Below are 23,152 nucleotides of genomic sequence, written 5' to 3'. Positions count from 1 at the left end.
TTTGCGACGCCATGTTCCTGAATCTGAATGGTAGAGGTCGCGAAAACGAAACGCAATGTAAAACGCGATTGTCGAGGGAAATTCCCTAATTTGCCGGTTCGCCGGCGACGTTTTGTCCTGAGGCGTCCCTATCAGCGACCTGCGCGGCCGCTTGTTGCGTCGCTCGCAACTCTGCCAGCATGTTGCAGAAAAGCGCGCCCTGTTCGATTGCATCATCGAGCGCGACATGGGTGTGCGGATGGTCGTCGAACCAGTGCTTCGGAAAGCGCGGCTTGATGCATTTGCGGTACGGCAGGCCTGTCATCGCGAACGCCAGCGTCTTGATATCGAGCGCGGACCACGAGAACGGACAGCGGCCCGTGAAGCGCATCATGTACCAGAACATGAATGTGAAATCGAAGCCGGCGGGCATTGCCACAAACACCGGTTTGCCAGGCAGCGCCTCAACCCACTCGACGTATGCATTCAGCGCCGTTTCCGGTTGCTGCAGATCCTTGCGGCATGCGGCCCACGCATCCGGCTGCGTTTGCCACCACGCGGCCTGCACCGGATGCGGCGCTGCGCCTTCCAGTAGCGCCAGGTTCGCTGAAAACGTGGCGATCAGCTTTTTATCCGCGGTGTAGGCCGCCGAGGCGAAGCTCAACATCGAGTGCGGACCGGGAATCGGGCCGTCCGCTTCGACATCGGTGCTCACATAGATTTCGACGGTCATGCGCTGGCTCCGTCCGCGACGTACGGATTCGTGCGACGTTCGGCGCCAAATGTCGACGTTGGCCCGTGACCGGGAACAAATGTCACGTCATCACCAAGCGGCCAAAGTTTTTCGCGGATCGCGCGGATCAGATCGCCGTGGTTTCCGCGCGGAAAATCGGTGCGACCGATCGAACCTGCGAACAGCACGTCGCCGACGATCGCCAGCCGATGTTCGCGGCTAAAGAAGACCACGTGACCGGGCGTATGCCCCGGGCAGTGATAAACCTCAAGCGTTTCATTGCCGAAGCGCACTGCTTCGCCGTCCAGCAACCAGCGGTCAGGCACGAACGCCTGCGCCGCGGGAAAACCGAAGCGCGCGCTCTGGGCCGGCAGCTGATCGATCCAGAAACGCTCATCTTCGTGCGGGCCCTCGATCGTCACGCCGAAGTGATCGGCCAGCGTTTTTGCGCCGGCGCAGTGATCGATGTGGCCGTGCGTCAGCAGCACCTTTTCAACGGTCACGTTCTGCCGCTCGACTTCGCGCTGGATGAGGTCGAGGTCGCCGCCCGGATCGACCACGGCAGCGCGGCCGGTCGCTTCGCAGACAAGCAGGGAGCTGTTCTGCTGGAACGGGGTGACAGGAATCAGGGTGACTTTCATAAGGACGCAACGCCGCTCAAAAGCCCGATTGTACCGGCCGCTCGAAGCCTCCGCCGCCTGGCCAGACGGCATATCGACAATGCCCATTTTTGCATCCATAGTGAAAATGAATGACGGATTGAGGTGGTCCGGGGCGCGGCAGATGTGTTTTGGGTATAATGGGTCCATCGTGCACGGAAACCGTGCTGTCAACTGGCGATGTGTCACCCTTTTTTGAGCGGGTGTTTTAATCGCCGTCAAGTTTGTGCCGTGCTGTTTTGACGGCAAATCAAGCATCGACTGAGGTCGATGCGCACGTCTTGTCCAGCCAGGCGCACCGCGCCTGCAACGGCCTCGCTGCCGTGACGCTGGATGGGGCCTACGCCGCCGTTCCTGCCCGCCGTTTGTGGCGCGCAAGAACGTGTTTGCCACGTTCGATGGCGGCTTGTGGGGTCTGGTCAGGCTGCCGGGGACAGGTTGCGCCAGACGTGAAAACTAACCGTGCGGTAGCGGCAGATTGTGTCGCATCCGGGCTTTCGAAGCTCTGCGCAAACAGGCGCAGCGTTTTGCATTGCTCTTGCCGCCGGAGTCGCAGGCAACTCGCAGCTATCGCGAGATGCGGCTCGACAATGTGAATACACGTCTTATGAATGCTCGACTACCTCGACGTATCGGGAGTCTTTTTGCTTTTCTGGTCATGACCGGGTGCGCGATGCCGCCTGGTCCGGCCACGCAGACCAGCGGCACGCCGCTGGCGACGAAGGATGCGCGCACGGCCAGCAACGGCGCGCCGCAGTCGTTCGGTACGACGACGACCTTCACCAACCGGTCCGGCGATAACGGCAAGTCGCTTGCCGATGCCGATCCGCTCGGCGACAAGGGTCCCGACGTTTCAGATTTCCGCCAGACCGGACGTGCGTCCTGGTATGGCCGCTTCTTCCATGGTCGCAAGACGGCCAATGGCGAGCGTTACGACATGCACGCGCTCACGGCGGCTCACAAGACGCTGCCGCTCGGTTCGTATGTGCGCGTGACGAATCCGGAGACGTCGAAGTCGGTCGTGGTGCGAATCAACGACCGCGGTCCCTATGTGCGTAGCCGTGTGATCGACCTGTCGTATGCTGCCGCGTCGATGCTCGATATGCGGCACGCCGGCACCGCGCGCGTGACGATCGAAGGGTTGTCGCCGCAGGAAGCGCGCGCCGCGCTGGGTGACGAAACGCTCGCCATGAATGCCTCCAGCACGGAGAAGTAATCTGGGCACGCTGGCTCGCTGAAATGGACGTCAGCGGGTGAACGCTTCACCGAAGGGCCGCCGCTGTGCGGCCCTTAGTCTTTCTTGAGCGCAAGTGCGCGCGTGTACAGTGCGTTGCGCGACGCGCCAGTGATCGCAGCCGCCACTTTCGCCGCGCTGCTCACCGACATTTCTTCCATCAGGATGCCGAGCAGCGCATCGTGATCGGTCTCGCCCGACGCTTCGCGCGGTGCGCCTTCCACCACCACTACGAACTCGCCACGTTGCCGGTTCGGATCGGCCGCGAGCCACGTTGGCCCTTCGGCCAGGGTGCAGCGGTGTAGCGACTCATGTAACTTCGTCAGCTCACGTGCGATGAGCAGCCGGCGGTTTCCGCCGAACGCCTCGACGAGCGCTTCGACTGTTTCGACGATGCGATGCGGCGCTTCATAGAACACCAGCGCGTGAGGGTGCGCGGCAAGTTCGGCGAGCGCGGTCGCGCGCTGCTTTGCCTTGGGCGGCAGAAAGCCGATAAACGAAAACGTCGCGACCCAGTCGCCGGCGGCGCTGAGTGCCGTGGCGAGCGCGCTTGCGCCCGGCACTGGAATGACGGGATAGCCGGCTTCGCGAACTGCGTCGACGAGTTTTGCGCCGGGGTCCGAAATGCCGGGCGTGCCGGCGTCCGACACGCACGCTACGCGTTCGCCCGCCTGCAGATGCTCGATCACGCGTTGTGCGGCGGCGCTCTCGTTGTGCTGATGCAAGGCGATGAGCGGCTTCGAGATGCCATAGCGCGCGAGAAGCTGACCCGTGTTGCGCGTGTCTTCGGCGGCGATGCGGTCCACGAGTCCCAGCACGTACAGCGCGCGCACCGTGATGTCGGCCACGTTGCCGATCGGTGTCGCGACTACATACAGCGCGGCGGCAGGATATTGCTGCCCTTGCGCAAGTTCGGTGAGAGGAGTCATGAAGCAGAAGACACAGACAGACGAAGCAAGGCCGACATTGTGCCACGCGCCGCCGCACATTCCCGGGCGCTCACGCGAGCCGGCCGGTGCGCCCCGCGCCGCGGACAACTTTTCGGGATACGGGCGGTCCAACGTCGTCGGAGCGGCATTCGAAGCGCACGCGCTCACTTTCCTGCAGCGTCAGCGTCTGCGCTTCGTTGCACGCAACGTGTTGTGTCGAGGCGGCGAGATCGATCTCGTGATGCGTGATCGTGATGGCACGCTGGTTTTCGTCGAGGTTCGCGCGCGCAGTCAGCGGCGCCACGGTGGCGCGGCGGCGAGCGTGGGGTGGCAAAAGAAGCGGCGTATCGTGCACGCGGCGCAGCACTATCTGGCAACGCGCACGTCAGGTACTGCAGCGTGCCGTTTCGACGTGGTTGCGTTCGAGGCAGGGCGGCTCGTGTGGCTGCGCGACGCGTTTCGCGCCGACGAAGTGTGAGTGAACGTTCTGTTCGCGCGCCTGAGTACGCTAAACTTGCGAACGCGTGCGGGCCGGCATCGTTTTGCGCGATGTCGTGCGTGTGATTGTTGTGCACATCGTACGTGCTGGACAGGTGGCCGGAAGCGTGTGACATGCGCATCCATGCGTGCCTCGATGCAGGCTAAATTTGCAGTACAAGATAGAGACTCGATGTCAGTCGAACGCATTCAACAACACTTCCGCGACAGCGCGGCGGTCAAGCTCGAAGCACTCGAAACACTGTCGATGCCGATCGCCGCGGCAGTCGACACGATGTTCACCGCGCTTGCCAACGGCAACCGCATTCTTGCGTGTGGCAACGGCGGCTCGGCGGCGGACGCCCAGCACTTCGCGGCGGAACTCATCGGCCGTTTCGAACGCGAGCGGCCGGGCTTGCCGGCAATCGCGCTGAGTACGGATTCGTCGGTGATTACCGCGATCGCCAACGACTATTCGTTCGACCAGATTTTCTCGAAGCAGGTCCGCGCGCTGGGTCAGCCCGGCGACGTGCTGCTCGCGATCACCACGTCGGGCAATTCGGCGAACGTGCTTGCTGCCATCGACGATGCGCACGAGCGCGAAATGATCGTCGTCGCGCTCACCGGGAAAGGCGGCGGGCGCATGAACGAAGCGCTGTCCGATACCGACATTCATATCTGCGTGCCGTCCGACAGAACAGCACGCGTTCAGGAAGTGCATTTGCTGACTATCCATTGTCTGTGCGACGGCATCGATGCCATGTTGCTGGGCGAAGACTAATTTAAGGGGAACGGGTTGATGAGCGCATTCCGCGTCAAGAAAACACTGGTGAGAACTGTCCTCGTGGTCGGTTTCGCGGCGGGGCTTTCCGCGACCCTGCAGGGCTGCTTCCTGGCCGTGGCGGGCGCGGCGGGCGGTGGCGCGCTGGTGGCCACGGATCGCCGTACGCTGGGTGCGCAGACTGAAGATCGCGAAATTCAGGTGAAGGCGCTCTCGCAGATCAATGACAACGTGCCGGACTCGTCGCATGTCAACGTGACCGTGTTCAATCGCCGCGTGCTGATCACCGGTGAAGTGCCGGACGACGCATCGAAGCAGAAGGCCGAAGCTGTCGTGCGCAACATCAACAACGTGAACGCGATCATCAACGAACTCGCGGTTGCACCGGCAAGCTCGTACACATCGCGCACGAACGACACGTATCTGGAAGGCCGTGTGAAGACCGCGCTGATCGCAGAGAAGGACATCTCGGCGAACAACTATAAGGTCGTCTGCGAGCGGGGCAATATCTATCTGATGGGCCTTGTTACCGTGGACGAAGGCAACCATGGCGCGGACGTCGCGAGCCGTGTTTCGGGTGTCACGCAGGTCGTGAAGGTATTCCAGTACATCCAGCCGCAGGAAGCCGCGGCGGCGACTGCCGCAGCGGCGGCTGCAGCGAGCGGTTCGGGCGCGGCGCAGGCGCCGGCCAACGATCCGACTGTCGGTGCGGTGCCGGATTCGTCGGTCAGTTCGCGTCCGCTCGACACGCAGCCCCCGGCGCCCGTGACGAACTCGAACTCCGTGCATCCGGGTAACCCGAAGGCAACCACGCCGTGAAGCGGGTTGATCGTCCGGTGCGCGGCCGGCTTAATGTGATCGCCGCGTGCGCGGGCTTCAGCTTTGCCGGATCGCTTTTCGTGCCGGCATCGGCGTTTGCGGCAGAGACGCTGCGCGGTTTGACTGTCGCGCAGGGGAACGCGTGCATGGGGTGTCACGCTGTCGACCGCAAACTCGTCGGGCCGTCGTTCCAGCAGATCGCGGGCAGGTACAAGGGTGATCCGCTGGCGGCCACGAAACTCGTGAAGAAGGTGAAAGACGGCGGCTCCGGCGTCTGGGGTGCGATTCCGATGCCCTCCCATCCGTCGATGAGCGATGCGGATATCCGCTCAGTCGTTGACTGGGTGCTGGCGGGTGCGCCTTCGCCGAAATGACGGTGGGAAAGGGTCGTTAAGGCGCCGCAAAACGAAAAAACCTTATGCTAGAATCGACGCGTCGTTGGGGCGGTAGCTCAGCTGGGAGAGCGTCGCGTTCGCAATGCGAAGGTCGGGAGTTCGATCCTCCTCCGCTCCACCACACAGAATTCCCTCATCAGCACCGCATTACAAAAAACCCCGACAGCCCATGGCTGTCGGGGTTTTTTCATTCCATCGCCGAATCAAGGTAGCCCCTGCAAGATAGTCCCTGCGACATTCGCACGCACGCCAGAAATTAGAGTAGAGCCTCAAACTGCGTCAGCGCACCACGCATTACATCCGCCCCTAGCCTCTATCCTTAAAAACGCAATGACTTCAATCAGTTAAAGAGAGGAAAACACATCTCTCTGCGAGAGAAATATCATGGAAACCCGCCTGCAATATCAACCGGCCTGTCAGCAACAGGCACCCCGCGCCCGCGCTGTAGCGGCGGGCGCAGTGAATTCATCGTGGCTCGCCGTAACCGCAAGCCCCGGCTTCACGATTTCGCTCATCGCGCCTGCGGCGATAAGCCGCATGGCCGCGGCCGGTCATGAAACCGTCGATACCGCGCCATGCACTTTGCGTAAAGCCGCGTCGTCGCAACGTCTGGTCAACCAGATCCTGCGAAACAGGAGGGATGTGTCATGAACACCGTGAATGACGAACGTCTGGAACTCCTGCAGTCGATCGCATGCGAAACGCTGGGGATCTCTTCGCTGGAAGCAACGGGCAAGCCAACCGCGGATTTCCGCGTGATCAGTATCGAAAATCTCGCGCGCGCGCTTGAAGCCGCCTATGACGCGGGGTTGCTTGTCGGCGCACGGACCATGTGCGAGACGGGCGAAGCGCGCTGCAACTAGCAGCGAACAGGCGGCCTGTAACCGGGGCCGCTTTTTCAGCAAACGCGTTTCGGGCCGTCGGCCCGGCACTTCGAAAAGGGCCGGCCCGTAACAAACCGGAAAAGCGCCCCACGCCAGCCACGCGTTCAACGCACCCGAGCGATAGCCGCACCACCGAAATCAGCCGAAACCCAGGCCCGTCGCGCGTCGCAAAGCTCAGCTCCACCCAACCCCGCTAAACCCCCGAGTTACCGCACAAAACCCCTCTTTTCCGGCGGATCGAAGTCTCGCCGTCGTCGATATCCTTTCAAGTCGCAGCACTGCACGCGTTGCCTCCGGAATTCTCTTCCCGGATGCCGCCGCTTTTTCGTCGGCGTCGTAATCGATGCCCTTTTAACGCGTCCGGCGTTTCGCGCCTGATTAACCACGCCTGATCGAATGCCATGAACATCGTGACGCGCAGGCCGAACGCCGTGATTGCCATCAGTCTCGGGCTCGCGACCGTTATCTTCGCGCTCTCGCTCTGGGTGCTCGTCGAAATGCGCAAGGACGCGCTGCGTCGCGCGCAGGAATCGGCGTTCAACGTGTCGCTGCTGGTGGAGCGCGACACGGCGCGCAATCTCGAGGTCTACGACCTGTCGCTTCGCTCCGTCATCGAAGGGCTGCAGCAACCCGGCATCATGCAACTGCCGCCGGCCATCCGGCGTATGGTGCTGTTCGACGGCTCGGCGAGCGCGAAGGATCTGGGCTCGATGATCGTCATCGACGAGACGGGCAAGGTCATCCTCGATTCGCAGGCGTCGCCACCGCGCGACATGAACCTTGCCGATCGTGACTACTTCCGCGTGCATCGCGATTCACCGGATGTCGGCCTGTACATCAGTCACCCGTACTCCCCCCGCTATTCGCACGATACCCAGAGCATCGCCCTCAGCCGCCGTATCTCGAAGCCTGACGGCAGCTTCGCAGGCGTGGTGGCGGGCACGATGCGCCTCAGCTACTTCCGGCGCCTGTTCGAGGGGATGAATCTGGGCGCAGGTGGCTCAATGGCGCTGATGCTCGCCGATGGCACGATGCTGATGCGCCGTCCGTTCGACGAAAAGATCATCGGCCGCAACCTGCAGGGCACATCGAACTACACGCGCTTCACGCAAGGCGCGAGCGGCGATTTCTTCGGCACGGCTGCAATCGACGGCGTGCCCCGCTGGTACGCGTTCCGTCACATCGCGAGCTATCCGATGATTCTTGACGTCGCGATCGCGACGCACGACATCTATGCCGAATGGCGGCATCGCGCGTGGATCATCGGCTCGCTGATGGCGGCGGTCGATGTCGCGCTGGTTGCACTCGCCGTGCTGTTCTCGCAGCAGCTGCGGCGCCGCATGGCGGTCGAGGAGGAGCTGCGCATGCTCGCGCGCACCGACGGCCTGACGGGGCTGCACAACCGCCGCGCGTTCGAGGAGCTTGTCGATGCGGAATGGCGGCGCGCGCAGCGTAGCGGACGGCCGCTGTCGATGCTGATGCTCGACGTCGACAACTTCAAGGGCTTCAATGATCTGTACGGACACTCGGCCGGCGACGACGCGCTCGTCGCCGTGGCGCGCTGTATCGGCGGCAAGGCGCGGCGCCCGGGCGACAGCGCGGTGCGCTACGGCGGCGAGGAATTCATCGTGCTGCTGCCGAACACCGCGGAAGCGGGCGCCGCGCGCATTGCGGAGAGCATCCGCGCGGCGGTGCAGGCCCTGCAGGTACGGCACATCGCCAGTTCGCATCATGTATTGACGATCAGCATTGGCGTCGCGAGCACGGAAAAGCAGCGTTTCGGCACCTGCCGCGCAATGATCAACGCGGCCGACACCGCGCTCTACGAGGCAAAAGACACGGGCCGCAATCGCGTCAGCGCGTGGCCGGTCGATGCGCGGATGGAAGAGCGCGCCATGGCAGCGGAACCCTCGGCTAGCCAGGAATAAATTTACCCGGATAATATTTATTCGTCTGTTTTAACCCGGGTATAATTCGCCGAATTCATCCATCGAAGGGAGTTCGGCATGACAGGTTCCGCCCAATGCATTGCTTTTGAAGGCGTGCGCTGCATCGCGTCAGGCTCGCTGAAAGACGTGGCGATTGCCGTGAAGTCTGTCGTCGCGCGGGGCGAAAGCGCGCCCGTGCTGGTCTTTGACAGCGTGACGAGTCAGCCCGTCGAGTTCGATCTGCGCGGCTCGGTCGATGAAGTCGTTGCCCGGCTTGCAGACGCCGAAATAGCGCCGCAGCCGGCGGACGAAGAAGCGCCGCGCGGACGCGGACGCCCGAAGCTGGGCGTCGTCGCGCGTGAGGTGACCTTGCTGCCGCGTCATTGGGAGTGGCTGAACGGCCAGCCAGGCGGCGCGTCGGTGGCGCTGCGCAAGCTGGTTGAGGCGGCGCGGGCGGCAGGCGAAGACGATGGCCGCGTGCGTCGGGCGCAGGAATCGGCGTACCGCTTCATGACGGCGCTGGGCGGCAACCTGCCGGGGTACGAAGAAGCAACGCGGGCGCTGTTTGCAAACGACGGCGCGCGTTTCGGCGATCTGACCGCGCAGTGGCCGGCCGACGTTCGCGATCACGTGCGCGGTCTGTCGGCGCTGGCGTTCGGCGCTTCGAGCTGAAACACGCCGCGGGGCGCTGAGCGGCGGAAGGAAACGAAAGGGCAAAAAAAAACCGTTCACGCTGGGGTGCGTGAACGGGAAGTCGGAGAGTTACAACAGTGCTGGCGCTACACATGGAATCACGCAGCCGTTGCAGTGTAGACACGCGTGGATCGCGCAAACATCAGATGAATCCCAATCCAGCAAACGCCTGTTCTGAACGTGGCAGCCTGCTTTCGCGGGCCTTTCATGGTTCATCAGCCGGCCGGAATGTCGGCTATTCGTGCGTCAAGTCGGCTGCGCCTTCGGCCGTAAACGGGGAGTACGAACGTGGTATCCGTGCCGCGTAACAAGGGGCGCGGCAGATTTTCTCCAGATCCGGATCTATAAAAACAGGCGAATGACATGAAGTGGTTTGATCGATTGACCGTGTTGAGGAAATTGCTGCTGGCGTTTGCGCTCGTCACGGGTTTTGGCGTTGTGACCGGCGTTGCGGGCATTACGGCGCTGTCGGCGATGCACGGGCTGACGGAGGCCATCGGCGGCCGTCACATGAATGGCCTCTACTGGATGGAAGAGGCAAACCGTCACAAGGTCGATACGGATCTCGCGGCGGCGAATCTCGGCTACGCATCCGACGACGCGGGCCGTCAGCGTCTGAAGGATGAAATCGTCGGCTCGCTGAAGGAGATGCACTCGGCGTTCGACAGCTACGCGGTGACCATCACGACGCCCACGGGGCAAACGCTGCTGGACGACGTGATGAAAGCAAACACGGTCTGGGAAGGAATCGTGCGCCAGCAGATCGGGCTCGACGCCATCCCGGCAGGTGTCGACAACGCGGAGCTCGTGCGCCGCGCGATCGCCGCGAGCGTCGCGATGCGCGAGCGTATTGCCGTCGTCATCGAGTACCGCCGCCAGCGTGCAACCGAGGCACAGGCGGAAGCCACTTCGCGCTACGAGCGCATGCGTCTGATCATGATTGCGCTCGTGCTCGCTTCGATGATCACCGGCATGGTGCTCGCATGGCTGATCGCGCGGCGTCTGTCGCGGCAACTCGGCGGCGAGCCGGATTACGCGACCGAAATCGCGAACCGCATTGCCGCCGGCGATCTCGCCGTGCGCGTCGATACCCGTGCGGGCGATAACGACAGCCTGCTCTTCGCGCTGGGCCACATGCGCGAGCGGCTGGCTGGCATCGTGGGTGGCATCAGCACGTCGAGCGAATCGATCCTGATTGCGTCAGGTGAGATTGCGCAGGGCAACGCCGATCTGTCGCAGCGCACGGAAGAGCAGGCAGCGTCGCTTGAAGAAACGGCGTCGAGCATGGAGCAGCTCACCGCGACCGTGCGTCAGAACGCCGACAACGCCCAGCAGGCGAGCGGCGTCGCGAACGGCGCGGCGGAAGTGGCGGCGCGCGGCAGCGTGCTCGTCAACGATGTCGTCGATACGATGCGCGATCTCGCCGCCGGCTCGAAGCGGATGACGGACATCATCGCGGTGATCGAAGGCATCGCGTTCCAGACCAACATTCTCGCGCTGAATGCGGCGGTCGAAGCGGCGCGTGCAGGCGAACAGGGCCGTGGTTTTGCGGTGGTTGCGGGCGAAGTGCGTTCGCTGGCGCAGCGCAGCGCGCTCTCGGCGAAGGAAATCAAGGAGCTGATCGAGAACTCGACGACGCGAGTCGACAGCGGCGCGGAACTCGCCGAGCGCGCGGGCCAGACCATGTCGGAGGTGACCCACGCGGTCAAACGTGTGACCGACATCATGGGCGAGATTTCGGCGGCTTCGAGCGAGCAGAGCACCGGCATCGAGCAGGTCAATCGGGCAGTCGCGCAGATGGACCAGGTGACCCAGCAGAATGCGGCGCTCGTCGAACAGGCGGCCGCGGCTGCGGGTTCGATGGCGGATCAGGCGCAGCAGTTGAAGTCGGCGGTTTCGGTGTTCACGGTCAAGCGGCGCGCGTCGTGATTCAGCAATCGCCGCGCGCGAGAGCGACGAAGCCCGAATGCTCCGTCGCTCTCGCTACGTGGCGTTATGCTGCGTATGACGCCGCAGGTCAGGCCGCGGCTTTCTCGCGCGCCTGTTCTTCGAGATACAGCGCCATCTCTTCCGCGAATGCCTTCGCGACCGCAGGGCGCTGCGCCATCCGCCTGAAATAGGCATCCACTGCGGGCCATTCGGCGAGGCTCAACCCCGAGTATTGCGCCCAGTTCAGCACGGTTGCGAGATAAGCGTCGGCAACCGTAAACCGGTCGACCAGAAACGCATTCGCAGCGAAATGCGTGTCCAGCACCCCGAGACGCAACGGCACGCGCCTGCGCGAGTAATTCAGCACCTCTTCGGAAGCCGCCGGATCGAGCAGCGGCACGAACACGGCCTTGTGCAATTCAGTGCTGATAAAGCCGAGCCACTGCTGCACTTTCGCGCGTTCCACCGTACCCGCGGGCGCGATCAGGTGCGCGTGCGGAAACTGGTCCGCGACATACGGCAGGATCGCGGTGTTTTCGGTGAGCAGCCAGCCATCGTTCGTACGCAGCACCGGCACCTGCCCGAGCGGGCTGACCTGATAGAAATCCGTGCCGTCGGCCACGCGCTTCTTCTTCGTATTGACCTGAATGAAGCCCGCGTCCGCGTTCGCTTCGTAGAGCGTGATGCGGGTCGCGAGCGAACAGGCCATGGGCGAAAAATACAGATCCATTCCGGTGCCTCCAGTCGTTGGGTTAAGTTTTGTACTATAGTGAACAAAATTCGACGGCGCCAGATATTTTTATGCACAATGGTACAAAAACAGAGAAACGTCCGCGTGGGCGACCACGCGCCTATGACGCAGGTGAGGCAGTGGCCAATGCCACGGAGGCGTTCTGGCAAGGCGGCTACTCGGGCACGTCGCTGGACGATCTGAGCGTCGCGACGGGCATGAACCGGCCCAGTCTCTACGGGGCGTTCGGCGACAAGCACGCGCTCTATCTGGACACGCTCGATGGATACATCGACGCCGGGTTCAAGGGCATGGAAGCGGCGCTCGGCGGCGACCTGCCGCTCGCGCAGGGGTTGATGCGCGTCTACGATGCGGCGCTCGCGATCTATCTGCCGGCTGGCAGCGAGCCGCGCGGATGCTTTCTGATCGGCACCGCCGTGGTCGAAGCAAAGCGCGACGCGGACGTTCGCGCGAAGCTCGCCACTGGTCTCAAGACTTTCGATCGCGCTTTCGAGCAGCGTTTGCTGCGTGCGCAGTCGCAAGGTGAACTCGATCCCGCCGCCGATGCTGCGGTGCTCGCCAGAGTCGCATCCGCGATCCTGCACAGTCTTGCGTTGCGTTCGCGCGCGGGCGACACGCGCGCCACGCTGCGCGCGACCGCGGCGGCGGGCGTTGCGCTGATCTGCGCTGCGAGCGCAGCACCTTCGGCCGAACCGGCAAAACCGCGCCGCAAGGCAAAATGAGCGACGCCGCACCGCATGCCCTGGTGCAGGTGCAGCAAAAGGCAAAACGCTGACAGCTTGTCATCGGCAGGTCCGCTCCGTACACTCGCGCGTAATTCCAGAACAGTGCCGCTTCTGCGTCCGCTTTAGCGTCCGCATTGGCGTCACTTCCCGCTGACTACACGCCGATTAGAGGAGACATCCCGCCATGGCCGATTCCTACTTCCCCCGCTGGCGCGTCCAGTCGCAAGCTATCGAGGGCCGCGTCGTCGGACCCGACGAGCGGCTCGCGTGGCCTCAGATGTTCGCGATGGGCATCCAGCACGTCGTCGCGATGTTCGGCTCGACCGTGCTCGCCCCGCTGCTGATGGGCTTCGATCCGAATCTCTGCATCTTCATGTCGGGCGTCGGCACGCTGCTGTTCTTCGTGCTCGTGGGCGGCCGCGTGCCGAGCTATCTCGGCTCGAGCTTCGCGTTCATCGGCCTCGTGATCGCGGTGACGGGTTACAGCGGACACGGTCCGAACCTGAACATTCCGGTCGCGCTTGGCGGGATCATCGCGTGCGGCGTCGTGTACGCGATCATCGGTTTCATCGTGTCGGCGATCGGTACGAAATGGATCGAGACGCTGATGCCGCCCGTCGTGACGGGCGCGATCGTCGCGGTCATCGGGTTGAACCTCGCGCCGATTGCGGTAAAAGGCGTGAGCGCGAACGCGTTCGATGCGTGGATGGCGCTCGTGACGGTGCTGTGCGTCGGCGCGGTCGCGGTATTTGCGCGCGGCATGCTGCAGCGTCTGCTGATTCTCGTTGGCCTGCTGATTGCGTATGTGATTTACGCGATCGTCACTAACGGTCTGGGCATGGGCAAGCCGATCGACTTCGCCGTCGTCGCCAATGCGGCGTGGTTCGGCATGCCGCACTTCACGGCGCCCGTTTTCAGCCTGCAGGCGATGACGCTCCTCGCACCAGTTGCCGTGATTCTCGTCGCGGAAAACCTCGGCCACATCAAGGCGGTGAGCGCGATGACCGGCCAGAACCTCGACGGTTATGTCGGACGCGCGTTTGTCGGCGACGGCCTCGCCACCATCGTGTCGGGTTTCGCGGGCGGCACGGGTGTCACGACATACGCCGAAAACATCGGTGTGATGGCGGTCACGAAAATCTATTCGACGCTCGTGTTCGTCATCGCTGCGTTGATCGCGCTCGTGCTGGGTTTCTCGCCGAAGTTCGGCGCAGTCATCCAGACGATTCCGGGGCCGGTGCTGGGCGGTGTGTCGATCGTCGTGTTCGGTCTGATCGCGGTGACGGGCGCGCGCATCTGGGTCGTCAACAAGGTCGACTTTTCCGACAACCGCAATCTGATCGTCGCAGCCGTCACGCTCGTGCTGGGTGCCGGCGATTTCACGCTGAAGCTTGGCGGATTCGGGCTGGGCGGTATCGGCACGGCGACGTTCGGCGCGATCATCCTGTACGCGCTGCTGCGTCGCAAGCCGGCACAGCAGCCGGTCGTCTAGGCGAACGCAACGAGCGCCGCGCGCGTCACGTCATTCAGCCGTCGACGCGCGCGGCTTTCTGCTGTTCCGGCGTTGCGTTATCCGCGTGCGCGTCCGCGCGTCGTCAGCGCGGTTTCCGACAGATCGACCTCGCGCATCAGCCGCGTCAGGGTCTCGTCGTTGATCTTCTGGTCGTGGCGCAATGCAACCAGCGTCGCGCGTTCCGCATGAATCGCGGCGATCCGCATCTTCAATTCCAGCGCTTCCGCCTGCCGCGCCATTTCGCGCGGCGTGTCTTCCTCGCCGAGCGTCGCGAGTCTTCGCCGGTAAATGTCCATCACGCGGGCCGTCACGTCCGCAGCCCAGGCCGACTCCGACTCGTCGAGGCCGGCGCTCACGGTGTCGTGCATGTCGTCGACGGCGCGGATCGCCGCCTGCGCTGCCTGTACCCGCGCGTGCTTCTCTTCGGCTTCGTGCGGATCGCGCCGGACGCCGTGCGTGATGAACGGCAGCACGATCACCGCCACCAGCAACGACGCGAGTATCACGCCCGATGCGATGAAAATCGCCAGCTCGCGGCCCGCCAGCGAGACCGGCAGCGACAGCACGCCTGCTAGCGTGACGGCGCCGCGCACACCCGCGATCGTCGTAACCGCGACCATCCGGACGCCCGGCACGGCGTTCGCGACGCCCTTGCGTTTGGCGCTGCGGCTGGCGACGAGACGCAGCACCCACACCCAGACGTAGCGCAGCGCATACAGCACGAGCAGGACGGCGGCGACATAGCCGATGAGCCGCAACGCCTGCGCGTCGCTCGTGTGATGCGCGTCGAGCAGCGCGTCGCCGAGGATGTGCGGGAACTGCAGTCCGAGCAGAATGAACACCATGCCATTGAAGATGAACTCGATCATCGTCCACGTGCTTGCCGCACGCATGCGCGACGAGACGGGCCCGACGTGCGTGATGCTCGTGTAGTTCATCATCATCCCGGCCGCGACGGCCGCGAGAATGCCCGAGCATTCGAAGTGCTCGGCGAAGAGGTATGAAGCGAACGGAATCAGCAGCGTCATCACGACGCCCGGCGCCGGATCGCCTTCTTCGGTCATGTTCAGAAAGCGCGACGAGACAAAGCTGAAGAGCCATCCGACCGCCGCGCCGGTCGCGAGGCCGCCGGCCGCGATGATCACGAAACTGACCGACGCCGCGCGCAGCGAAAACACGCCCGTGAGCGCCGCCGCGATCGCGAACTTCAGTGCAACGAGGCCCGACGCATCGTTCATCAGCGCCTCGCCTTCCAGGATATGCATCAACTGCGGCGCGATCCTTCCCTTGCCGACGATGCCGGTCAGCGCGACGGCGTCGGTTGGCGACAGCACCGCGGCGAGCGCGAATGCGACGGGCAGCGGGATCGCCGGCACGAGCGCATGCACGAAGTAGCCGACCGCGACCACCGTCATGAACACGAGCCCGAGCGCGAGCATCAGGATCGAGCGGCGTTGCATGAAAAACTCGCGCTTCGGTATCCGCCAGCCGTCCGCGAAGAGCAGCGGCGGAATGAAGAGCACCATGAAGATGTCGGGATCGAACGTAACGTGCAGGCCGAACGTCGGCCACGCGAGCAGTGCGCCGATCGCGATCTGGATCAGCGGCAGTGGCAGCCTGACCGGCAGCATACGGATCACGAGACCCGAAACAGCCACGGCGAGGAGCAGAATCAGAACGGTAAAAACGATTTCCATCAGACCCGGAGAGCGAAGACAAGAAGGTTTTTTTCAACGCGCGCGAGCAACTTTGCCCGGCGCGCGAACATTAGCCCGGAGTGTAGCTGGTCAATCGTGAACCTGTCGTCTGGCGCATGTTTCACCTGCGTCCGACCGACGCTGATGCACCGCCGCGGTGCGAGGCGCGCCCCTGCCCGACGCACGTCGCCTGGGATCGCTGCAAGCTGGCGCGCGAATTGGCGCCATACGTGCGCCAGCGTGCGCACGGAGCTTGCTTATGAGGTCGTCATGACGCACATTTTGAGTATGGGGCTCGCCCGGTCGTTCCTCGACAGGATCGTTCCACTCGCGCGTGAGAGGATTGCATGAGCATTGCGCAGCAGGACACAACAGCGGTTGCGCCGCACGGTTTCGAGGTGAGTTTTACTTCGGGGCTTCAGCGGTATTCGACGCGCCATGGGGACCTGGAACTGACGAGCGTCTTCCAGCCCGTTTTCAGTCTGTCGCACATGCGCGCGGTCGGCTATGAGGGACTGCTGCGCGCGCACGACTCGCTCGACCGGCCCGTGTCGCCACTCGACGTCTTCGGCCAGGCCGCCCGTATCGGCGACGTGCTGCAGGTCGACCGGCTTGCGCAGTCGCTGCATCTGGAGAATTTCAAGGCGCTCGGCGCCGAGCGCGAATGGCTGTTTCTGAACGTGCATCCCGGCGCGCTGACCGATCCATACCTCGCCGCCGCGCTGCTCGCGAACCTGCGGCGTCTCGGTCTGCCGCCGCGTCGTATCGTGCTCGAAGTGCTCGAGCAGCGCGCCGACGATCTCGAACGTCTCGCGGATGCCGTGCGCCACTTCCGCGAGCGCGGTTTCCTGATCGCGCTCGACGATTTTGGCGCGGGTCATTCGAACGTCGAACGCGTCTGGCAACTGAATCCCGATATCGTCAAGCTCGACCGCTCGTTGCTGGCGCCGGGCGCGATCCGGCCGCAAGGGTCGTCGATACTGCCAGGTCTCGTGTCGCTGCTGCACGAAGCGGGCAAGCTCGTGCTGATCGAAGGCATCGAAACCGAAAGCGAAGCGTTGCTGGCGCTCGCCTGCGACGCCGACTTCGTTCAGGGCTTTTACTTCGGCAGACCGAGCGCGCTCGTCACCGATGCGGGCGCGAGTACCGCGGTGATCGCTGGATTGACGGAGCGCAACCGCGCGCTCACCGAAATGCGGGAGAAGCGCGACGCATCGCGACTCGCGCCGTATGTGCGCGCGTTCGAGCGTGCCGCCGAACGCCTTGCCGCGGGCGAACCGCTCGATGAAGTCTGCTGGAATTTCCTGTCGCTCGACGATGCGGCGCGCTGCTTCCTGCTCGACGACAACGGACGCCAGTCGGAGCGTAACGTCGTGCTGCGCGCGGACCGCGCGGTGCAGATGTCGCGATTTTTGCCGCTCTCGGATGCGAAGGGTGCGAGCTGGTTGCGCAGGCCGTATTTCCGCGCTGCGATTCGTGAACCGCAGCGCGTGCAGGTGACGCGGCCGTATCTGTCGATCAATGAAGCAACGCTGTGCGTCACGCTTTCGATTGCCACGCGTATCGGCGAACGCATCGCGGTGTTGTGCGGCGATATCGACTGGCATCACGAAAGCGAAGAGTCAACCTCTCCGCACGCGATGATCTAGAACCGGTACGCCGCATCGCCACGCGGCGTACCGCACTTCACCTACTTTGCCACCACCACCGGTATGCCGCTCAGCGCGCTGCCGCCGCGCACGCTGGCAAGCGCTTCCTGTACGACGGCGGAGGTCGCCGGCTCGATGTTCAGCGCCCGTGCCAGCGAACGCTCACGCGCCTTCGCGCCGACGAGGCTGTTCAGCTTCACCGGACCGTAGCCGCGCACGCGCTGCATGACCTGCGCGAACTCGATTGCGCTTTCCTTCTTTTCGGCTGTGAGCACATCCAGTAATCGGCCGATTGTCGTTTCGTAGTCGTCGGCGAGGGCGCGTTCCATGCGGCGCTCCAGCGAGCGGCCGAACGGATCGAGCACCGTACCGCGCAACCCGCGGATCTTCGCGAGACCGCTGAGCACAGGCCACATCCACTGACCGAACTTCACCTTCTTTGGACGCGCGCCATGTTCCGCGTGCGTGACGGTCGGCGGCGCCATGTTGAAGCCGATCCGGAAGTCGCGGCCCGCAGTGCCTTCGAATTGCGCTTCGATGGCACGGCGGAAGCTGTCGTCCGCATAGAGACGCGCCACTTCGTATTCGTCCTTCACGGCGAGCAGCTTGTAGAACGTCGTCGCGACCACGCGCGTGAGCGGCTCGCCTGCTCCGCCTGTGCGTGTGCGCTGCCGTTCGGCCTCGCGAACCCGGTCGACCAGCGTGCGAAAACGCTTCACGTAAGCCGCACCACCGTATGCTGCGAGACGTGTTTCGCGATCGGCGATCACGGCATCGACGTCGAACGCGGCATCGTTGGCGACCGCGAACGGCAGCGCGGCTGCATCGGCACGCGTTTGCAGCAGCGTATCGAGTGCGGCCGGATCTTCGGCGGCGACGCGGCCGATCGCGAACGCCAGCTTGTTCGCTTCGATCGCGACGTTGTTCAGCTCGATCGCGCGCATCAGCGCCGCGAATGAGACCGGCACGAGACCGAGCTGCCACGCGAAGCCGAGCATCAGGATATTCGCGCCAATCGTGTCGCCAAGGAAACGCGCCGCCAGCGACTGCGCATCGCACATCGACAGGCATCCATCTTCGCCCACCGCGTGACGCATCTTGTCGATGAGCGCATCGGCGTGCAGGTTCGCGTCCGGGTTCTGCACGAACGTGGCGTTCGGAATCGCGTGCGTGTTCACGACGATGCGCGTGCGGCCGTGACGCACCGTCTGCAACGCATCGCTGCTTGCGCCGACGACCATGTCGCACGCGAGCAGCATATCGGCCTGCTGCGTATCGATACGCACCTGGTTCAGGAGCGCGTCGGTCGCGGCGAAGCGCACGAACGACAGCACCGAGCCGCCCTTCTGCGCGAAGCCCATGAAGTCGAGCACGGAGGCGCTCTTGCCTTCCAGATGCGCGGCCATGCTGATGAGCGCGCCAACCGTCACGACGCCCGTGCCGCCGACGCCCGTCACGAGGATGTCGTACGGCGCGGCATCGAGGTGCGTCGCGGGGACCGATAGCGCGTCGACGCGTTTGGCGAGCGCGACCGGATCGAACGCGTTGCCCGCGGCTTTTTTCAGCTTGCCGCCAACAACGGTGACAAAGCTCGGGCAGAAGCCGTTCACGCACGAATAGTCCTTGTTGCACGACGACTGGTCGATGCGGCGCTTGCGGCCGAGTGTGGTTTCGAGCGGCTCGACCGAAAGACAGTTCGACTGCACGCCGCAATCGCCGCAACCTTCGCAGACGGCTTCGTTGATGAAAAGACGCTTGTCCGGATCGGGAAACTCACCTTTTTTCCGGCGACGACGTTTCTCGGCGGCACACGTCTGGTCGTAGATCAGCACGGTCACGCCGTCGATGTCGCGCAACATGCGCTGCACGGTGTCGAGTTCGCTGCGGTGATGGAACGTCGTGCCGACCGGAAAGAGGTTGTGCTGGCCGTCGTATTTCTCCGGCTCGTCGCTGACCACGACGAAGCGCGACACGCCTTCCGCTTCCACCTGACGCGCGATCTGCGGCACGGAGATGCTGCCGTCCACCGGCTGGCCGCCCGTCATCGCGACGGCGTCGTTGTAGAGGATCTTGTACGTGATGTTGGTCTTCGCCGCGACGGCCTGGCGGATCGCGAGAATGCCCGAGTGAAAGTACGTGCCGTCGCCGAGGTTCTGGAACACGTGGCGCGTTTTCGTGAACATCGAATGCGACGCCCAGTCCACGCCTTCGCCACCCATCTGGATCAGACCGGTCGTGTCGCGCTCCATCCACGAAGCCATGAAGTGGCAACCGATGCCCGCCTGCGCGATCGAGCCTTCGGGTACTTTCGTCGACGTGTTGTGCGGGCAGCCCGAGCAGAAATACGGCGTGCGCTTCACGGCGTCGGCGGCGTTCGACAGAATCTGCGGCGCAACCAGATCGACGACGCGTTCGCGCCGGTCGAGCGCCGGCTTGTGGCGCGCGAGCCAGTTCGCGAACACCGGCAGAATGCGCGACGGACGCAGTTCGCCCAGCGCCGACAGCAGCATCGAGCCATCTTCGGCGTATTTGCCAAGGATCGCCGGACGCGCGCCTTCGCGGCGGTTGTAGAGATAGTCCTTGATCTGCTGCTCGATGACGGGACCTTTCTCCTCGATCACAAGCACGTCCGACAGCCCTTCGACGAACGTATCGATGCGGCCCATTTCCAGCGGAAACGACAGGCCGACCTTGTAGATCCGCACGCCAGCCGCTTCGAGATCGGCGACCGTGAGATCGAGCCGGCGCAGCGCCTCCATCAGGTCCAGATGCGCCTTTCCGCACGTGATGATGCCGACGTTCGCATGCGCGCTCGGCGCGATCCATTTGTCGATGCTGTTCGTGCGCGCGAAGTGGCGCACGGCGTCGAGCTTCGCTTCGAGCCGCGCCTCGATCGACAGGCTCGGCAGATCGGGCCAGCGGTTGTGCAGGCCGTCGGCGGGCGCGACGAAATCCGTCGGCGCGGTCCATGCGGTTTGCAGCGCGTCGAGATCGACCGTCGAGCCGGATTCGACCGTCTCCGAAATGGCCTTGTAGCCGACCCACGCGCCGGAAAACCGCGACAGTGCCCAGCCGTACAGGCCGAACTCCAGCATGTCCGCGATGTTCGACGGGTTCACGACCGGCATGTGCCACGACATCATCGCGAAGTCGCTCTGATGCGGCATCGACGACGACACGCAACCGTGGTCGTCGCCCGCCACGACGAGTACGCCGCCATGCTGCGACGAACCGTATGCGTTGCCGTGCTTGAGCGCGTCGCCCGCGCGGTCGACCCCCGGACCCTTGCCGTACCAGATCGCGAATACGCCTTCGACCGTGCGCTCCGGGTCTGCTTCCACGCGCTGCGTGCCGAGCACGGCGGTGCCGCCGAGTTCCTCGTTGATCGCGGGCAGGAAGCGGATATCGCTCGCGGTGAGCAGTTTCTTCGCCTTCCACAACTGCTGGTCGACCATGCCGAGGGGCGAACCGCGATAGCCGCTGATAAAGCCAGCCGTGTTCAAGCCGTTCGCCTTGTCGAGCGCGCGCTGCATCAACGGCAGGCGCACGATCGCCTGCGTGCCGGTCAGGAAGATGCGGCCGCGCGTGGCAGTCAGATTGTCGGAAAGGCGGTAATCGGCGAGAGCGGGCGTGCCGTCGACTGGCAGTCGTGCGGTCATGGGGGAAGTCTCCTTGTTATGGCTTCGCCGGAACGGAAAAGGCAGCACAACACCGTTGCAGCGAAAGAGACTCTATTTTTTATCGCCGATTGGAGGGTTTTTTTACTAACTGGGGCCGATGTGCGCATATTCGCGCGAGCCCTTGGGCGATTTTTAGCCCTTTTGAGTGAGTTCTACCGGCGTCCGCCCGGCGCGCCGCTCAGTGCGGCTGCGTATGCGTTTTTGGGGCGGGCGCGTCGGCGGCTGCCGGCGCCTGTTCGTTCGCCGGTTCTTCGACCGGAATAACGGAGTCGTAGAACGAGTAATCGATGTGCGTTTCGCCGTCCTGCTCGAAGAGCACGTCTGCGTAGCGATGCTGCCAGCGGATGTCCTGGTGCGCCCACGAATGGCGCGCCTGCATGGTCTGCGCGGTCGTTTCGTCGGAGCCTTCGAGGGTGAGGATCAGCGCCGCATCGCACGCCGCGAGGCTTGCCGGTGTCTCGCCGAAGAGCGGGCTGTCTTCGTCGATGACATGCATCATGTTCCAGCCGAGCAGGAACATCGGATGCTGGTCGCGCACGAGCTTCATGTCGTGAATCTTGATCAATGCGAGGCCTTCGAATGTGGTTTCGCGGCGCATCAGCCGCAGGCGCGCGCGTGCCTCGGCGATCACGTTCTGACGCGCGTTGGCGGCGCGCACCATCAATGTCTGCTGGCCGTCGATCGGATGGACGACCACGTAGCGCGAGAACATGATGTTCGCGCGAGGCCGCGAAAAGCGCGCGAAGATCAGCCCGGTCGCGAGTGCGATGCCCGACATCCCGACGAAGATTTCCAGCGTGGCGACGCCGTGCGCATAGACCGTTTGCGGATGCATGTCGCCATAGCCGACGGTCGCGAGCGTCTCGACGCTGAAGAAGAACGCGCCGGCGAAACCCGCCGGCGCCTGATTGGCGATCGACGCATGCCCGAGCATGTAGAGCGATGCGAACGTGGTATTGAGCAGCAGGAACAGCACAGCGAGCGACGCGAAGAATATCGGCCACGTGACGAGCAGCGCGCGGTGGTAGAGATCTTTCCAGATGGGTAGCGGCAGGCCGTGTGCAATCACGGTGCGCGGGCCGCTGCGTATCCTCCGGCCCGGGCGGCCGCGCAGGTCGCGCACGGGCGGCACAGCACCGCCTTGAGTAGCGGAAGAAGTGGCGCGGTCTGACGGGTCGTGAGGCATCGCGTTGCGGCGGCGGTGGAGACGCGCAAAGCGTAGCACGCAAGCACAGCGGGCCGCGCGATGGCGGCGCGCGCGTCAGCCGCGGCGGCGTACGCAGGGAAATTGCAGGAACGGCCACGTAGCCGGCAGCAACGAACGGACTGCCGGTCACGTACGTGCGACGCGGGAAAGGCGCTTACGGGAACGAACGTGGCTTCGGAATACCTGCGCCGTGCTCGATGTCGGCAACCGCCTGACGATGCGCTGAATCGACCGCTTCGCCGGGTTCGCCGAAGCCCGCGTCACCGCCCACGGTGGTCCACGCCTGGACCGCCTTGTCGCGATGACGGATTTCGTATTCCGCGTCCCAGCGCGCGCCCTGCAGTTCGAGCGGGCGCACGTGGATCTCGTACACACCGTAGAGGAAGAGCTGTTCAGCCATCTTCGCCTCCAGCCGGTTCATCCGGAAATGGCGTCGCCGGCGGGTTGCCGCGGCGCCTGCTCTACATAGACCGTGTGACCTTGCCCCACG

The 23,152-nt window shown here is 63.9% G+C and carries 21 protein-coding genes and 1 tRNA gene; 14 read left to right on the top strand and 8 right to left on the bottom strand.

Annotated features, from left to right (window positions below):
- Nucleotides 1–85: 85 nt before the first annotated feature.
- Together LPA36_RS07355 and LPA36_RS07350 are read right to left on the bottom strand one after the other, a co-directional pair.
- Nucleotides 86–712, bottom strand: a complete 627-nt coding sequence (locus tag LPA36_RS07355; protein WP_228875467.1) for a 3'-5' exonuclease family protein — start codon at nucleotides 710–712, stop codon at nucleotides 86–88.
- Entirely contained in the window at nucleotides 709–1,353 is a 645-nt protein-coding gene (locus LPA36_RS07350) for an MBL fold metallo-hydrolase (protein WP_228875644.1), read from the bottom strand. Before LPA36_RS07350 ends, LPA36_RS07355 begins: the two co-directional genes overlap by 4 nt.
- Nucleotides 1,354–1,978: 625 nt before the next feature.
- Between LPA36_RS07350 and LPA36_RS07345 the strand changes: the two genes are divergently transcribed.
- Nucleotides 1,979–2,587 carry a septal ring lytic transglycosylase RlpA family protein gene (locus LPA36_RS07345; protein ID WP_407674225.1) on the top strand — a complete coding sequence of 203 codons (609 nt, stop codon included), beginning with the start codon at nucleotides 1,979–1,981 and terminating at the stop codon, nucleotides 2,585–2,587.
- 74 nt (nucleotides 2,588–2,661) lie between these two features.
- On the opposite strand, the gene rsmI is transcribed toward LPA36_RS07345, so the two are convergent.
- Nucleotides 2,662–3,534: a 16S rRNA (cytidine(1402)-2'-O)-methyltransferase gene (gene rsmI / locus LPA36_RS07340; RefSeq protein WP_228875465.1), complete on the bottom strand. Its 873-nt coding sequence runs from the start codon at nucleotides 3,532–3,534 to the stop codon at nucleotides 2,662–2,664.
- Between the two features lie 37 nt (nucleotides 3,535–3,571).
- On the opposite strand from rsmI, the gene LPA36_RS07335 reads away from it, so the two are divergent.
- From LPA36_RS07335 to LPA36_RS07290, 10 genes are all read left to right on the top strand, one after another.
- The gene (locus LPA36_RS07335) at nucleotides 3,572–4,012 is read left to right on the top strand and encodes a YraN family protein (RefSeq protein WP_407674237.1); all 441 of its coding nucleotides are present in this window, start codon (nucleotides 3,572–3,574) and stop codon (nucleotides 4,010–4,012) included.
- Between the two features lie 192 nt (nucleotides 4,013–4,204).
- A complete protein-coding gene (locus LPA36_RS07330; RefSeq protein WP_228875463.1) occupies nucleotides 4,205–4,792 on the top strand; it encodes a phosphoheptose isomerase in 588 nt (195 codons plus the stop codon).
- Nucleotides 4,793–4,810: 18 nt separating this feature from the next.
- Nucleotides 4,811–5,611, top strand: a complete 801-nt coding sequence (locus LPA36_RS07325; RefSeq protein WP_228875462.1) for a BON domain-containing protein — start codon at nucleotides 4,811–4,813, stop codon at nucleotides 5,609–5,611.
- Between the two features lie 80 nt (nucleotides 5,612–5,691).
- Nucleotides 5,692–5,985 (top strand): c-type cytochrome, encoded by a 294-nt coding sequence (locus tag LPA36_RS07320; protein WP_228875643.1) that lies wholly within the window; start codon nucleotides 5,692–5,694, stop codon nucleotides 5,983–5,985.
- A 66-nt stretch (nucleotides 5,986–6,051) separates the two neighbouring features.
- Nucleotides 6,052–6,127, top strand: a tRNA-Ala gene (locus LPA36_RS07315).
- 263 nt (nucleotides 6,128–6,390) lie between these two features.
- Nucleotides 6,391–6,657: a hypothetical protein gene (locus tag LPA36_RS07310; protein WP_228875461.1), complete on the top strand. Its 267-nt coding sequence runs from the start codon at nucleotides 6,391–6,393 to the stop codon at nucleotides 6,655–6,657.
- Nucleotides 6,654–6,869 (top strand): DUF6900 domain-containing protein, encoded by a 216-nt coding sequence (locus tag LPA36_RS07305; RefSeq protein WP_228875460.1) that lies wholly within the window; start codon nucleotides 6,654–6,656, stop codon nucleotides 6,867–6,869. Before LPA36_RS07310 ends, LPA36_RS07305 begins: the two co-directional genes overlap by 4 nt.
- A 422-nt stretch (nucleotides 6,870–7,291) precedes the next feature.
- Nucleotides 7,292–8,818 (top strand): sensor domain-containing diguanylate cyclase, encoded by a 1,527-nt coding sequence (locus tag LPA36_RS07300; protein WP_228875459.1) that lies wholly within the window; start codon nucleotides 7,292–7,294, stop codon nucleotides 8,816–8,818.
- Between the two features lie 78 nt (nucleotides 8,819–8,896).
- A complete protein-coding gene (locus LPA36_RS07295) occupies nucleotides 8,897–9,490 on the top strand; it encodes a DUF2239 family protein (protein ID WP_228875458.1) in 594 nt (197 codons plus the stop codon).
- Between the two features lie 384 nt (nucleotides 9,491–9,874).
- Entirely contained in the window at nucleotides 9,875–11,440 is a 1,566-nt protein-coding gene (locus tag LPA36_RS07290) for a methyl-accepting chemotaxis protein (protein ID WP_228875457.1), read from the top strand.
- An 88-nt stretch (nucleotides 11,441–11,528) separates the two neighbouring features.
- On the opposite strand, the gene LPA36_RS07285 is transcribed toward LPA36_RS07290, so the two are convergent.
- Nucleotides 11,529–12,170, bottom strand: coding sequence for a glutathione binding-like protein (locus tag LPA36_RS07285; RefSeq protein WP_228875456.1), 642 nt, complete (start codon nucleotides 12,168–12,170; stop codon nucleotides 11,529–11,531).
- A gap of 140 nt (nucleotides 12,171–12,310) precedes the next feature.
- On the opposite strand from LPA36_RS07285, the gene LPA36_RS07280 reads away from it, so the two are divergent.
- A complete protein-coding gene (locus tag LPA36_RS07280; protein WP_228875455.1) occupies nucleotides 12,311–12,913 on the top strand; it encodes a TetR/AcrR family transcriptional regulator in 603 nt (200 codons plus the stop codon).
- Nucleotides 12,914–13,100: 187 nt separating this feature from the next.
- Complete coding sequence (locus LPA36_RS07275; RefSeq protein WP_228875454.1) at nucleotides 13,101–14,408, top strand: solute carrier family 23 protein; 1,308 nt, start codon at nucleotides 13,101–13,103, stop codon at nucleotides 14,406–14,408.
- A gap of 77 nt (nucleotides 14,409–14,485) precedes the next feature.
- Here the strand turns inward: LPA36_RS07275 and LPA36_RS07270 are convergent, their stop codons facing one another.
- Complete coding sequence (locus tag LPA36_RS07270) at nucleotides 14,486–16,126, bottom strand: Na+/H+ antiporter (protein ID WP_228875453.1); 1,641 nt, start codon at nucleotides 16,124–16,126, stop codon at nucleotides 14,486–14,488.
- Nucleotides 16,127–16,473: 347 nt separating this feature from the next.
- Here LPA36_RS07270 and LPA36_RS07265 point away from each other — a divergent pair, with 347 nt between their 5' ends.
- Nucleotides 16,474–17,775, top strand: a complete 1,302-nt coding sequence (locus tag LPA36_RS07265) for an EAL domain-containing protein (RefSeq protein ID WP_228875452.1) — start codon at nucleotides 16,474–16,476, stop codon at nucleotides 17,773–17,775.
- Nucleotides 17,776–17,816: 41 nt separating this feature from the next.
- Here LPA36_RS07265 and LPA36_RS07260 read toward each other — a convergent pair whose 3' ends face one another.
- The 3 genes from LPA36_RS07260 to LPA36_RS07250 all read right to left on the bottom strand — a co-directional run bounded on the left by LPA36_RS07260 (nucleotide 17,817) and on the right by LPA36_RS07250 (nucleotide 23,062).
- A complete protein-coding gene (locus tag LPA36_RS07260; RefSeq protein ID WP_228875451.1) occupies nucleotides 17,817–21,434 on the bottom strand; it encodes an indolepyruvate ferredoxin oxidoreductase family protein in 3,618 nt (1,205 codons plus the stop codon).
- A gap of 199 nt (nucleotides 21,435–21,633) precedes the next feature.
- Nucleotides 21,634–22,641, bottom strand: a complete 1,008-nt coding sequence (locus tag LPA36_RS07255) for an ion channel (RefSeq protein ID WP_228875450.1) — start codon at nucleotides 22,639–22,641, stop codon at nucleotides 21,634–21,636.
- Nucleotides 22,642–22,816: 175 nt separating this feature from the next.
- Nucleotides 22,817–23,062, bottom strand: a complete 246-nt coding sequence (locus LPA36_RS07250) for a hypothetical protein (protein WP_228875449.1) — start codon at nucleotides 23,060–23,062, stop codon at nucleotides 22,817–22,819.
- Nucleotides 23,063–23,152 lie beyond the last annotated feature (90 nt).

It is taken from the genome of Paraburkholderia saeva (assembly GCF_907164555.1).
GTDB classification, from domain to species: domain Bacteria; phylum Pseudomonadota; class Gammaproteobacteria; order Burkholderiales; family Burkholderiaceae; genus Paraburkholderia; species Paraburkholderia saeva.
This window is presented reverse-complemented; position numbering and strand designations above follow the sequence as displayed.